Origin of the sequence: Microvirga aerophila (genome assembly GCF_003332305.1) — a bacterium.
GTDB lineage: Bacteria > Pseudomonadota > Alphaproteobacteria > Rhizobiales > Beijerinckiaceae > Microvirga > Microvirga aerophila.
The window spans coordinates 15,751-28,533 of the sequence record NZ_QOIO01000026.1 but is presented as its reverse complement, the minus strand read 5'-3'; the positions used below and the strand labels follow the sequence as shown (position 1 = coordinate 28,533).

At 63.9% G+C, this 12,783-nt stretch carries 12 protein-coding genes; 5 read left to right on the top strand and 7 right to left on the bottom strand.

Features of this window, described 5'->3' with window-relative positions:
- Positions 1 to 3: 3 nt before the first annotated feature.
- Entirely contained in the window at positions 4 to 1,116 is a 1,113-nt protein-coding gene (locus DRB19_RS15505) for an S-(hydroxymethyl)glutathione dehydrogenase/class III alcohol dehydrogenase (RefSeq protein ID WP_114186936.1), read from the bottom strand.
- A gap of 140 nt (positions 1,117 to 1,256) precedes the next feature.
- On the opposite strand from DRB19_RS15505, the gene DRB19_RS15500 reads away from it, so the two are divergent.
- Positions 1,257 to 1,910: an MBL fold metallo-hydrolase gene (locus DRB19_RS15500; RefSeq protein WP_114186935.1), complete on the top strand. Its 654-nt coding sequence runs from the start codon at positions 1,257 to 1,259 to the stop codon at positions 1,908 to 1,910.
- A gap of 70 nt (positions 1,911 to 1,980) precedes the next feature.
- Here DRB19_RS15500 and DRB19_RS15495 read toward each other — a convergent pair whose 3' ends face one another.
- Positions 1,981 to 3,447 (bottom strand): catalase, encoded by a 1,467-nt coding sequence (locus DRB19_RS15495; protein WP_114186934.1) that lies wholly within the window; start codon positions 3,445 to 3,447, stop codon positions 1,981 to 1,983.
- Positions 3,448 to 3,487: 40 nt separating this feature from the next.
- Here DRB19_RS15495 and DRB19_RS15490 point away from each other — a divergent pair, with 40 nt between their 5' ends.
- Both DRB19_RS15490 and DRB19_RS15485 read left to right on the top strand, forming a co-directional pair.
- Complete coding sequence (locus tag DRB19_RS15490) at positions 3,488 to 4,486, top strand: hydrogen peroxide-inducible genes activator (RefSeq protein ID WP_245439538.1); 999 nt, start codon at positions 3,488 to 3,490, stop codon at positions 4,484 to 4,486.
- Entirely contained in the window at positions 4,473 to 5,105 is a 633-nt protein-coding gene (locus tag DRB19_RS15485; RefSeq protein WP_114186933.1) for a DsbA family oxidoreductase, read from the top strand. Before DRB19_RS15490 ends, DRB19_RS15485 begins: the two co-directional genes overlap by 14 nt.
- A 42-nt stretch (positions 5,106 to 5,147) precedes the next feature.
- Here the strand turns inward: DRB19_RS15485 and DRB19_RS15480 are convergent, their stop codons facing one another.
- Positions 5,148 to 6,383, bottom strand: coding sequence for a YeeE/YedE family protein (locus tag DRB19_RS15480; protein WP_174799954.1), 1,236 nt, complete (start codon positions 6,381 to 6,383; stop codon positions 5,148 to 5,150).
- Between the two features lie 213 nt (positions 6,384 to 6,596).
- On the opposite strand from DRB19_RS15480, the gene DRB19_RS15475 reads away from it, so the two are divergent.
- Positions 6,597 to 7,628, top strand: coding sequence for a cysteine synthase A (locus DRB19_RS15475; RefSeq protein WP_114186931.1), 1,032 nt, complete (start codon positions 6,597 to 6,599; stop codon positions 7,626 to 7,628).
- A gap of 55 nt (positions 7,629 to 7,683) precedes the next feature.
- Here the strand turns inward: DRB19_RS15475 and DRB19_RS15470 are convergent, their stop codons facing one another.
- Both DRB19_RS15470 and DRB19_RS15465 read right to left on the bottom strand, forming a co-directional pair.
- Entirely contained in the window at positions 7,684 to 8,115 is a 432-nt protein-coding gene (locus tag DRB19_RS15470) for a hypothetical protein (RefSeq protein WP_147021759.1), read from the bottom strand.
- A 115-nt stretch (positions 8,116 to 8,230) separates the two neighbouring features.
- Positions 8,231 to 8,998, bottom strand: coding sequence for a sulfite exporter TauE/SafE family protein (locus DRB19_RS15465; protein WP_114186929.1), 768 nt, complete (start codon positions 8,996 to 8,998; stop codon positions 8,231 to 8,233).
- Positions 8,999 to 9,323: 325 nt separating this feature from the next.
- On the opposite strand from DRB19_RS15465, the gene DRB19_RS15460 reads away from it, so the two are divergent.
- Positions 9,324 to 9,584 carry a hypothetical protein gene (locus DRB19_RS15460; RefSeq protein WP_114186928.1) on the top strand — a complete coding sequence of 87 codons (261 nt, stop codon included), beginning with the start codon at positions 9,324 to 9,326 and terminating at the stop codon, positions 9,582 to 9,584.
- 25 nt (positions 9,585 to 9,609) lie between these two features.
- Here the strand turns inward: DRB19_RS15460 and DRB19_RS15455 are convergent, their stop codons facing one another.
- Both DRB19_RS15455 and DRB19_RS15450 read right to left on the bottom strand, forming a co-directional pair.
- A complete protein-coding gene (locus DRB19_RS15455; protein WP_114186927.1) occupies positions 9,610 to 11,430 on the bottom strand; it encodes a coiled-coil domain-containing protein in 1,821 nt (606 codons plus the stop codon).
- Positions 11,431 to 11,579: 149 nt separating this feature from the next.
- Entirely contained in the window at positions 11,580 to 12,767 is a 1,188-nt protein-coding gene (locus DRB19_RS15450; RefSeq protein WP_114186926.1) for a TAXI family TRAP transporter solute-binding subunit, read from the bottom strand.
- Positions 12,768 to 12,783 lie beyond the last annotated feature (16 nt).

The window sequence follows — 12,783 nt, the reverse complement described above, 5'->3', positions numbered from 1 at the left end:
CGCTCAGTAGACGATCACGGAGCGGATCGACTTGCCCTCATGCATGAGGTTGAAGGCGGTGTTGATCTCCTCAAGGGGCATCTTGTGGGTGATCAGGTCGTCGATGTTGATCTTGCCCTCCATATACCAGTCGACGATCTTCGGCACGTCCGTGCGGCCGCGCGCGCCGCCAAACGCCGTGCCCTTCCAGACACGGCCCGTGACGAGCTGGAACGGACGGGTGGCGATTTCCTTGCCGGCTTCCGCCACGCCGATGATGATGCTCTCGCCCCAGCCGCGATGGCAGCATTCCAATGCTTGGCGCATCACGTCCGTGTTGCCCGTGGCGTCGAACGAGAAATCCGCCCCACCGCCGGTGAGATCGACGATGGCCTGCACGACCTTGTCGTTGCCGACCTCTTTCGGGTTGATGAAGTCCGTCATGCCGAACTTCTTCGCCATTTCGACTTTTGCCGGGTTGATGTCGACGCCGATGATCTTGTCGGCTCCGACCATGCGGGCGCCCTGGATCACGTTGAGGCCGATGCCGCCGAGGCCGAACACCACCACATTCGCGCCGGGCCACACCTTCGCGGTGTAGATCACCGCGCCGATGCCCGTGGTGACACCGCAGCCGATGTAGCAGATCTTGTCGAAGGGTGCGTCCTCGCGGACCTTGGCCAGGGCGATCTCCGGCAGCACCGTGAAATTGGCGAAGGTGGAGCAGCCCATGTAGTGGAATACGGTGTCGCCGTCGCAGCGGAAGCGTGAGGTGCCGTCCGGCATCAGGCCCTGCCCCTGCGTGGATCGGATTGCCGTGCAGAGATTGGTGCGCCGGGACAGGCAGGATTTGCAGTTGCGGCATTCGGGCGTGTAGAGCGGGATCACGTGATCGCCGGGTTTGAGCGTCGTCACGCCGGCGCCGACTTCGCGCACGATGCCTGCGCCCTCATGGCCGAGGATCGCCGGAAACTTGCCCTCCGAGTCGAGGCCCGACAGGGTGTAAGCGTCCGTGTGGCAGACGCCGGTCGCCATCACCTCCACGAGCACTTCCCCTGGACGCGGACCCTCGATGCGAATGGTCTCAATGGTGAGAGGCTTGCCGGCCTCCCAGGCGACTGCGGCCCGTGTTTCCATGGTGATGTCTCTCTCTGATTCTGTGCCGGGACTATGTGAACCACCGCGATGCGAGGTCAATAGAAGGAGCGCGCGGCCCTGGGGGTTCAAACGGACCCTCACCCGCTATATGTGCTGCGTGCATCAGTTGAGGGTTCCCTGTGACAGAAGTCCGCGCCGCCATCATTCCCGTGACGCCGTTCCAGCAGAACTGCACCCTGCTGTGGAACGATCAGACCAAGAAAGGGGCGGTGATCGATCCCGGGGGCGATCTCGACCGCATTCGGCAGGCCATCGCGGAGATGGGCATAACGGTCGAAAAGATTATCCTGACCCATGGCCATATCGATCACGCAGGCGGCGCGGCCCAATTGAAGGAAGATCTCGGGGTGCCGATCGAAGGTCCGCATGAGGCGGATCGTTTTCTGCTCGACCGCTTGGCCGAGACCGGCCAAGGCTACGGAATCGGGGACGCTCGCGCGGTGACGCCGGATCGCTGGCTCAACGAAGGTGACACCGTGACAATCGGTGACCTCGCTCTCGACGTCCTGCATTGCCCGGGCCATTCGCCCGGCAGCGTCGTATTCGTGTCGCCAACCCAGCGCTTCGCCATCGTGGGAGATGTACTGTTTCAGGGATCGGTCGGTCGCACGGATCTGCCCGGTGGCGATGGAAAAGCGCTGATCCGTTCCATCAAGGAGAAGTTGCTGCCGCTGGGCGACGACGTGGCCTTTATCTGCGGTCACGGCCCCACGAGCACCATCGGCCAGGAGCGGCAGACCAATCCGTTCCTTCAGGGCGAAGGGCTCATCTGAGCCGCAACGAAAAAGCGGCCCAGGGTTGCCCCTGAGCCGCCTAGAATCGTTGCCTCGCCGGAGGTTTAGTCTATTCGGCCGCCTGGATCAACACCGCGCCCTTGAGTCCCAAGCGGTCTGCGACACCAAGGCCATAGGCCTTGTCGGCCAGGTAGAAGTGCACGATCTGTCGCTTCACGATCTCCTGCGGCACGCCCTGCATGGCTTCCGCGATGTTGTCCATGAGGCGTCCCTGCTCGGCGGGCGTCATCAGGCGGAAGAGATCGCCCGGCTGCTTGTAATCGTCGTTGCCGGCGCGGTGATCGTAGCGGTCCGCATCGCCCGAGATCTTGAGCGGCGGCTCAGCGGCGCGCTGCGTCTGCACCGGTCCGCTGAAGGAGTTCGGCTCGTAGTAGGCATTGCCGCGGTTGGGCACGTCGAACAGCATGCCGCCATCCGCGTGGTAGTGGTTCACCGGACAGCGCGGACGATTCACCGGCAACGCCTCGTAATGGGTGCCGACCCGGTAGCGATGCGCATCCGCATAGGCGAAAATACGGCCCTGGAGCATCTTGTCCGGCGAGAAGCCGATGCCGGGCACGATGTTCGACGGCGAGAACGAGGACTGCTCGACTTCGGCGAAGTAGTGCGCCGCGTTTCGGTTGAGCTCGAGCACGCCCACTTCGATCAGCGGATACTCCGCGTGAGGCCACACCTTGGTGACGTCGAAGGGGTTGTAGGAGGTCTTCTCCGCGTCCGTCTCGGGCATGATCTGAACGCAGAACTTCCAGTGCGGGAAGTCACCGTTCTCGATCGCCTCATAGAGGTCCCGCTGGGCACTCTCGCGGTCCTTGGCGACAACGGCCTCGGCCTCGCGGTTCGACCAGGTTTTGATGCCCTGCATGGACTTGAAGTGGAACTTGACCCAGAAGCGCTCGCCCGCCTCGTTGATGAACGAGTAGGTGTGCGAGCCGAAGCCGTGCATGAACCGGTAGCCGACAGGCAGGCCGCGATCCGAGAACAGGATCGTTACCTGATGCAGAGTCTCGGGGCTGAGCGACCAGAAATCCCACATGGCCGTGGCCGAGCGCAGGTTCGTGGCCGGGTGACGCTTCTGCGTGCGGATGAAGTCGGGGAACTTCACCGGATCGCGCACGAAGAACACAGGCGTGTTGTTGCCCACGATGTCCCAGTTGCCCTCTTCCGTGTAGACCTTGAGGGCAAAGCCCCGCACGTCGCGCTCCGCATCGGCCGCGCCGCGCTCGCCGGCCACGGTCGAGAAGCGCAGGAACACTTCCGTCTGCTTGCCGATTTCCGAGAACACCTTCGCCTTCGAGTAGCGGGTGATGTCCTGCGTGATGGTGAGCGTGCCGTAGGCGGCCGAGCCCTTGGCGTGCACGACGCGTTCCGGGATGCGTTCGCGGTTCTGGTGCGCCAGCTTTTCGATCAGCTGGTAGTCCTGCAGGAGCAGCGGGCCGCGCTCGCCGGCCGAGATACTGTTCTGGTTGTCCGGGATCGGCGCGCCGCCCGTCGTCGTCATGATGGTGCTTTTGGTCATGGTCCTCTCCAAAGCTTGGGCGGAACCATGGCCGAGGGGCATGATCAGGTCCAATCGCTTTGCATGCGCCGTCCGATCAGTTATTCTTATCGGCATGGTGACGCTCAGACAGCTCCGCTATTTTGAAACGCTCTCGCGCACCCGCCATTTCGGCATGGCGGCCCAGCAATGCGCCGTGACACAGCCGGCGCTCTCGATGCAGGTGAAGGAGCTCGAGCAGGAGCTGGGAGTTAGACTTGTCGAGCGGCGGGGAAACAGTGTCTCGCTGACCTCGGCCGGTCAGGAAATCGCCGCGCGGGCCGAAACGATCCTGCATCATGTTCGCGATCTGAGCGAATTTGCCCGCCAGCAGCGGGGCGTGCTCACGGGCGCACTGCGCCTGGGGATCATCCCGTCCGTGGCTCCTTATGTGCTGCCGAGCCTGCTGACCAGGGTGGAGGCAAGCTACCCATCCCTCGACCTTCTGGTCCGCGAAACCCAGACGGACACGCTGCTCGACGAGCTCGTGCGCGGAGATCTCGACGCGGTGATGCTGGCCTTGCCCGTGGCTCATCCCCAACTGGAAGCGACCGCGCTGTTCGACGACCGGTTTCTTGTCGCCGTTCAGGCCAAGGCAGCGCCGAGCTGGTCGTCCGGCAATCTGCACGCGCGCATGGTGCGCGAGCGCCTGTTGCTCTTGGAGGAGGGGCACTGCTTGAGGGACCAGGCGCTTCAGTTCTGCAAGATCGCCAACGTGCAGTCCCGCAAGGCGTTGGGCGCCGCGTCGCTGACCACCATCATGCAGATGGTTGCGGCGGGCCATGGGATCACGCTCCTGCCGGAACTCTGCGCGGCCGCGGAAGTCGACCGGCAGCGCGTGGCCCTGATTCAGTTTCCCGACAATCCGCCGATGCGCACGATTGGCCTGGCGTGGCGCAAAACGTCGAGCCGAAAGGACGATTTCACAGCGCTCGGCCAGATCGTCAGAGGCTTGCAGCCTGGCGTCGATGGGGGACGCCGAACCCCGGCCGCCATGGAGACGCGCGATGCAAAAGCATGATACCATCCAGATCGTGGTCTGGAGCGATTACGTCTGCCCTTTCTGCTATCTGGAGCGGCCTGTTCTCGACCAGGTGAAGGATGAGTTCGGCGAGCAGGTTCAGATCGACTGGCGCGCCTTCGAGCTTCGGCCCGAGCCCACGCCAACCCTCGATCCTAATGGCGAATATCTCCATCGGGTGTGGAACCAGTCGGTTTATCCCATGGCGGAGCAGCGCGGCATGACGCTGCGCCTGCCGCCAGTCCAGCCCTATAGCCGCAAGGCGCACGAGGCCGCGGAATTCGCCCGGGAGCAGGGGCTGCTCGACGAGATGAACCGCGCCTTGTTCAAGGCCTTTTTCGAAGATGGACGCGATCTTGCCAGCCTCGATGTGCTCATCGACATCGGCCTGTCGGCTGGTCTCGATGCAGTGGCCCTGCGCGATGGGTTAGACAGTGGACGCTATACGCAAGCCGTCGTGGAAGACGAGCGGGTTGCGCGGGAGGTCGGAATTTCGGGCGTGCCGGCGCTCATCGTCAGCGCGGGCGGGCAGGCTTATCTCCTCAGCGGCGCTCAGCCCCTCAAGACCGTCAAGGAGGTCATTACCCGGGCCAGAGCCGAGGCCCCGGGAATCGCCTAGTTGGAGCTCGGGTCCCGCGGCGGCGCCACAAGACCGAGCCGATCAGCAGGCGGTCAGCTTGACCCGCTCGACTTCAAGACCGAAGAGCGGGCGTACCTTCGTCCCGAGGACGTTGCCGAAGAAGGCTGCCACCAGCCACACCCAGCCATGCAGGCTGCCCGATGCAATGCCGGAGAAATACGCTCCGATATTGCACCCATAGGCGAGGCGTGCGCCGTAGCCGAGCAACAGACCGCCGACGACGGCGGCTACCGCCGAGCGCAGAGGAATGCGCCAGACCGGCGAGAAACGGCCCGCCAGCGCCGCCGCCAGAAGCGCGCCGAGCACAATGCCGAAATCCATCACGGACGTGATATCATTGAAAACGCTTCCGTTCAGTTCGGCCTGCCGGGCAAGGCTAGACCAATAGGGCCAGCTCGCCACGTCGAAACCGATTCCGGCTGCAATCTTCGAGCCCCAGAGCGCGAAGGCCGAGGTGATGCCCCAAGGGCGGCCGGCCAGATAGAGAGTTGCGAAGTTCAACAGCGCCAGAGCCACCGCACCGGCTACCAGCGGCCAGGGACCACGCAGGAAGCGGGCGAGGCCCTCCCGTGGAGACGGGTTAGCCGGGATTAGGCGACCGTGCCGGCGCTTTTCCAGCACCACGGTGACAGCCGCAATCGTGGCGAAGATCGCGAGCTGCACGGCAAGCGCCGTCCAGGGGCCCCAAGCCTCGACCAAGGAAATCTTGGGAAGGCTCGGCAGCGCCGTCCACCAGTGAAGATGCGCCGCGCCGATAGCGGAGCCCGCGATGAAGGCCGCGAGCGTGATCAGCATGCGGGTCGAACCGCCGCCAGCCGTGTAGAGGACGCCTGACGCGCAGCCGCCACCCATCTGCATGCCAATGCCGAAGATGAAGGCGCCGAAGACCACGGACAGGCTCGCTGGTGAAACCAGGCCGGTCACGGGCTGACCGAACAGGGAGCCGGAGGCCAGCACCGGAAAGAACAGTGTGGACGCGATGGCGAGCATCACCATCTGGGCGCGAAGGCCCTCGCCGCGGCGATCGGCGATGAACACGCGCCAAGCGGAAGTGAATCCGAAGGCCGCGTGGTAAAGCACGAGCCCGAGCGCCGCGCCCAGGATGTAGAGCGTCGCCTGCTTCGGATTGGCGATCGACCCGATCAGGGCTGCGCCACCGAGAATGCCCGTTGCGGCCACCAGAGAAGCGGGCACGTTGACGTCAAGTCCCGCCCGGCTGGAGATAAGCATGGGCGAGGCCACTGCAGAGCTGGACATAGGCTTTCCTCTTGTGCGCGCCGATGTTTGGACCGACAGGCGGTACGCCTCCGGCTTGTTCGCCATTAAATGTTGTTTTTGATATAAAACGTCAATAGATGTATTTACGCGTATAATCACGGAGTTAAAATGTAATTTATCTCCTCGACCTGGCGGGCTAGAGCCCGTTCCATTCGCTCTCGCCGGAGAGCCGCCTCTGTTGGGTAAGCTCCTATGACCATCAAGCCTGACGTTCCTGCCACAATCGGCAATACGCCGCTGATCAAACTTCGCCGCGCCTCCGAACTCACCGGATGCACCATCTTGGGCAAGGCCGAGTTCATGAACCCAGGCCAGTCCGTGAAGGATCGGGCCGCGCTGTCCATCATCGAGGATGCAGTCAGGCGCGGGGCGCTGCGACCCGGCGGCGTGATCGTCGAGGGAACAGCCGGCAACACCGGCATCGGCTTGGCGCTCGTGGCGAATGCCCTGGGTTTTCGCACCGTCATTGTCATTCCGGACACCCAAAGCCAGGAGAAGAAGGACATGCTGCGGCTCGCAGGCGCCGAGCTGATCGAGGTGCCAGCTGTCCCCTACGCCAATCCCAATAACTACGTGAAAGTGTCGGGCCGGCTGGCCGAGCGCCTCGCCGCCTCTGAACCGAACGGGGCGATCTGGGCCAACCAGTTCGACAACGTGGCGAACCGGCAAGCGCATATCGAGACCACCGGTCCCGAGATCTGGGAACAGACCGACGGCAAAGTCGACGGGTTCATTTGCGCGGTCGGTACCGGCGGGACCCTCGCGGGCGTCGGCATGGCGCTGAAGGAACGCAACCCGAAGGTCGCCATCGGTCTTGCCGATCCCATGGGGGCGGCGCTCTACAGTTACTACACCACCGGCGAACTGAAGGCGGCCGGTTCCTCCATCACGGAGGGCATCGGCCAGGGCCGCATCACCAAGAACCTGGAGGGAGCGCCCATCGACGTTGCGTTCCAGATTCCCGACGAAGAGGCCGTGCCGGTGATCTTCGATCTTTTGGAGAATGAAGGCCTGTGCCTCGGGGGGTCGTCAGGGATTAACGTGGCGGGCGCCATCCGCCTCGCGAAGCATCTGGGTCCCGGCCACACCATCGTGACGGTGCTGTGCGACTACGGCACTCGCTATCAGACCAAGCTCTTCAATCCGGAGTTTCTGCGCGCAAAGAACCTGCCGGTCCCGGCCTGGCTGGAACGCCAGAGCACCATCGATCCTGGTCTCGTCTGATAAAAATTTGCGCGCCGCAACGGAGGCGGCGCGCATTGCTGTCGTGCAAGGGAGATCAGGCCGCGGAAGGTGTCTCGGCCTCAGAGCCCGTGCTTCCCTCGGGACGCTGCTGCTGCGAGCGCACGAGGTTGGTCGTCGGCCGTCCGGCCGGAGCCGCAGTCGGCCTGGCGTTTGCCGCCTGCAGGTCGGACTGGATGCTCTCCAGGAGATTGAGCAGCCAGGGCTGGCCCGCCTGCAAACCTTCGCGGATTGCGGATTTCGCAATGTCGATCTTGGCTGAAATCTCCATGGGGTTGCGGGATTGCAGCGCAACGAAATCCTGTTCGATCGATCCGAGCTCCCGCAGCAGCTCCTCGCGCAGGGGCCGTTGCTCCTCGATCAGGATCAGAGGCGAGGTCAGCATGCCACGCAAGGCGGCCCATCTCAGGCCGAGGGCGCTCACCGATTGAGATCCTTCGAGTCCTGACGGGTTTCTGGGTTCGGCCACGGCGTCGTCCTTTTCACAAGAGGGTGGAATCACACCGCGCCAGCTAGGGTGACTCGTGTGGCGTGAATCAGGCGGCGGTCTGAAAAATCCCCATCAGACGAGTGCGTCTTCGTGGTTACCTTAAGAAGAAGTAAACAGTCAGCGCAGCGCCGACGCCGATCACGAGCCAGCGGATCGCCACCGGGGGCAGACGGCGGCCGAACACGACCCCAAGATATCCGCCAATCACGGACGCCGCGCCCACGACAGCGGTTTCACGCCAGCTCACCAGACTTGCGGCGACGAACAGCACGACGGCGATCAGCTGGATCAGGGTCGAGCACAAATGCTTCGCCGAATTGATCAGGTGGAAGTCGTCGCCCTCGGTGATGGCAAGCGCCGCCAGCATCACGATGCCCATGCCTGCGCCGAAGAAGCCGCCATAGATCGATACGCAAAACTGGAACGCCAGCCCGGCCGCCCAGGCGCGGGCGGAGGGGTGGTGCCCCTCGTGCCGACCGATGGCCCGGGCAAGCGCCACGATGCGGGGGCTTGCGGCAAACAGCAGAGTGGCGAACAGGAGAAGCCAGGGCACCAGCTGCCGGAACGCCTCGTTGTTGGTCACGGTCAGGATGTATGCGCCGACGAGGCCGCCCAGGAGGCTCACGATTCCCAAGGCAGCGAAGCGCCTCAGGTTGGCCATGAGCTCCTTGCGGTAAGCCCAGGCGCTTGCCAGATTGGCCGGCGTGACCGCGACTGCGCTCGTGGCGTTTGCGACGACAGGAGGAAGGCCCGCCGCCACAAGGGCCGAAAAGGTGAAGAAGGTTCCTCCGCCGGCTATGGCGTTGACGAGACCGGCCGCAAGGCCGGAAGCCGCAAGGAGGAGCGCAGTCGAGAGTTCCATGATGGCGTTCTGTTGTGGCGATTTTGGCCGCCTGAGGTGGGGCGAACCCGCGATAGCACGGCGGGCCCGTCTCTGCCCACCCGTGAATCCTGATCCTATGCAGGTCGAATGCGACGCCCCAGGGGAGATTTCGCCGTAGCACGCGAGGCTAAAACCAAGTATCGCGGTTCGGCGTTTCGATGCTTCGTCGATGCTCCAAGACCAATCGCAGGCATACGCCTGACCCGGTAGCCTGAAGTCTTCATGTCAGGTTATATCGCCAAATGCTGTGGATCACGTGACTCGCCCATTGCTTCGGCCGGGGCAAAGGCGGACTCTGAAACCTATGTCGAACGTGATCCCATTCTCCTCACGCAAGCAGCGGCAGCAGGCACCGGACGCCTCCGCCGACGAGGAGAGGGCCGCGCTCGCCGGCGCGCTGATCGATCTGATGGATCGTGTCCGCGAAGCGACCGCCCGCGCGGCTGTGCTCTCCGGGCCGTCGCTCCGGGCCGAGCAGACCGCGCAGCACCTGCTCGATGCCGCCACAGCAATCGAAGAGGCGATGGACGCCCTGACCGAAGGCGGAGAGTGGGTGCCGTTCTAAAAACGCCGCCCCTGAGGTTGAAGCCTTATTGTTTCAAAGCCTGCATGCGCTCTTCCGCCTGCGTAATCCCGAGGGCGCGAGCCCGCGCGTAAAGTTCGCGGGCCTTGGCGACATCGCTGCGGATCCCCAAGGCGCCTAGCTTCGACAGGAAATGCGGATCAAACGTTTCGGCCAGCAGGAACGCCGCCCGTGCATTGCCCGATTCCATCGACCGCTCGAGCAGAAGGCGGGCCCCGCTCACGTCGCCTGCCCGCAGGAGCGTATCGGCGCGGATCACCAGGCGGTCGTCGCTTGTCGCTTGCGCGGAAGCGCCCTGCGTCTTGCTGGCGTCAGGAAGGGGAGTAATCGAGGCCCTTTGGTCTGGAGCCGACGCGGCAGAGGAGGCGCTTGGCTCCCTCACGGGAAGCGGCGCATCGCCGAGCGAGCTGATCCGGACCGGGGTAGAGCCTGTATCCTCGACCTGTGGCGTCTGGTTCGAATAAGAGATCGGCAGTGAATCGGCCGAGACTTGCAGGGGGCCGGTCACATGCCGCACCGCAATCGGGCTCGGTGCTCCGGTTGCGTCCAGCCGGAACAACAGGGGAGTCGATCCGCCTCCGTGGACGTTTCGGGCCGAGCGAACCTCGTCGATCGCATCTGCGAGTTCACGGGAGACCGCGTCCGCCCGCGCCCGCTCCCGGCCTAAGGCTTCCCGTAGTTGCTTGAGCTCGATGGACCTCTGCTCGGTCAGCTCGGCTGCTCCGGCTGTCTCGCGCTTCAGAAGCGCTTGCACGGCGCTGAGTTCGTCCCGCGCGGCCGCAAGGTCGCGTGTTGCCGCCTCGCTGCGACCGCGCTCCTGCTGCAAGGCTCCCTGGAGTTCCGCAACCTTCGAGGAGGTGGATGTGGCGTCGGACTGGTAAGCGGTTCGAAGAGCTTGGATCTCCTGTTGGGCGGCATTCAGATCACGGGCCGCTGCGGCGCTGCGCTCCCGTTCCTGCTGCAACGTTCCTTGAAGCTCCGCAACTTTCGAAGCCGTCGATGCGGTCTCACGTTCACGGGTGGACTGAAGGGCGTGCAACTCCTCCTTGGCGGCCATCGCTTCGCGGCTGGCTGCGGTGCTCCGCTCCCGTTCTTGCGAAAGGGCATTCTTGAGGTCTGCGAGTTCGGCCGTGCTCGTGGATTCATGCGTCTGCCGCGATTGCATCGCCACAAGATCGGCCTTGAGTTTGGCAAGTTCTTCCCGGGCCGCCGCAAGCTCCCGTGAAGCAGCGCTGCCCTGCTCGCGTTCGCGCTGCAACTGGTCCTGCAATTCGACCACCTTGGAGGTTGTGGACGTGGCGTCGCTTTCGCGTGAGCTCTGCAGATTGCGGAACTCGTCGGTGAGCGTTGCAAGCTCCCATGCGGTGGCGTCGCCTCTCGCCCGCTCCCGCTCCAAAGCCTCCTGCAATTCGGACACATTGGACGCTGCTGGGGTCGGTGAAGGAGTGCAGACGGCCGCAGACTGGCTCCCCGCTCGGCTGGATGCCGCCGAGTGTTCGGCTCCCTTGATGCCAAGCGCATGAAGAGTCGGCAGGAAGGTGGGGTCGCGGAGCCGATCGACGAGCACGATGGCGAGCGTCCCCATCTCGATTGCGCCGTTCAGCTGGCGCTCGGCCTCCTCGAGATCACCCTGACGGATCGAGGTTTCGAGGTTCAATGCGAGCTGCTTGCGTTCCGGCGACGACATAAGGAGCGGAAGAAGGGCCGAGATGTCATCCATGGAGCCAGGCTGTGCCGAAGTGCTCGGGGTCTCGGCGGCGTTCGCATGCCGGTCGAGCGGAACGCCTGTGAGCACAATCGCAAGGGCCGCAATCGAAACTCCACGCATCCAAGCCCTCACGGAACGCGACGGTCGCCTTGCGTGGGCCGGTGCGGCGGAACATGCGGAATGGTCTCGTCCATTCATGTCGGACCTCCTTCGATAAAGCTCTTGGCGGCGTCTGCGCCGACCGCGAGCGACGGTCCCGTCAACAATGCTCAATCCTGCCGGTTGGCTCTCTGGTTTGTTTTCTGCCGCTCGCTCTGCCAGGACAGGAATTCCCGGAACAGAACCTTACGCTGCGCCGCCGACACAGGCGCACCCGTGCTCTTCATGAAGGCTTCGAAGCTCTGGAGCTGCTCCGCCGCGGAGGGACCGCTGGCGACGCGGCTGAGCCAGTCCTGGGCCGGCCTCATGCGCTCCCAGCCGGGAACGTCGGCCGCCAAGTTGACTTCCTTCCACTTCGGGTGGCGGCCGGGTTGCAGAAATTCGTCGAAGCGCGAGAAGAACGCGTCCACGAATCTTTTCACCCGATTGTAGCGATCCGAGTTCTCGGGCCAGTTGAACACTGCGAGGAGACTGCCGACCGCCAGGGTTTCGACCGGCCTATCCGCCTCGACGAGCCGGGGGTAATCGGCGTTGGCGAAGCGCGCCGGGAAATAGGTTTCGGCGATCTCGCCTTCGAACGGGATCGGCAGCAGATGGAACCGGCCTTCGCTCTGGAACTCTGCAATGGCGCGGACCGGCCGGCCGGCCACGTAAACGGCGGCCTGGATCTCGCCCGACCGCAGGCGCTCGTAGGATGAGCCTTGGTCGAATGTGGTCAGTTCAGGCTTGATCCCCAGCTTTTCGAAGATGATGCGGGACGTCAGGTTGGTGCCGCTCCCGGCCTTGTCGATATTGACCTTCTTGCCTTCCAGCTGCCGGATATCCGTGATGTCCCGGTTGGCGATGATATGGACCTCCTCGTTGTAGAGGCGGGTGATGTATCGCAGCCGGCGAACCGCATCGACCTGAAGGTTCTCCGCCTTGAGCTGCTCGCGGGCGTCCATCTGCACGATGCCGATATCCACGCCGCGCAGGAACATGACGTCGCGCAGGTTCTGCAGGGAGCCACGTCCGATGATCGGCAGGATGCGCAGGTTCTCCCCGTCGAGAACGTTGGCCAGGTCCGCCGCGATGCGAATATAGGTGCCGTCGGCGCCGCCGGATATGATCCCGACGGTTCCGGCATTGGCTCGGTTGGAATTGGAAGCGGTCGTGTTCTGGGCCGAGGCGGACAGGGTCCCGCAAAGGAGTGCTGCCGCGATGGCGAGAGCCTGGGTTAACCTTCGCTTCGTCCCGCTCCAGAAGCCCAATTCTTCGCCACGATCCCAGGTTGCAAAACGGAAAATTCGACCTGACATGATGTCCTCCCCAGGA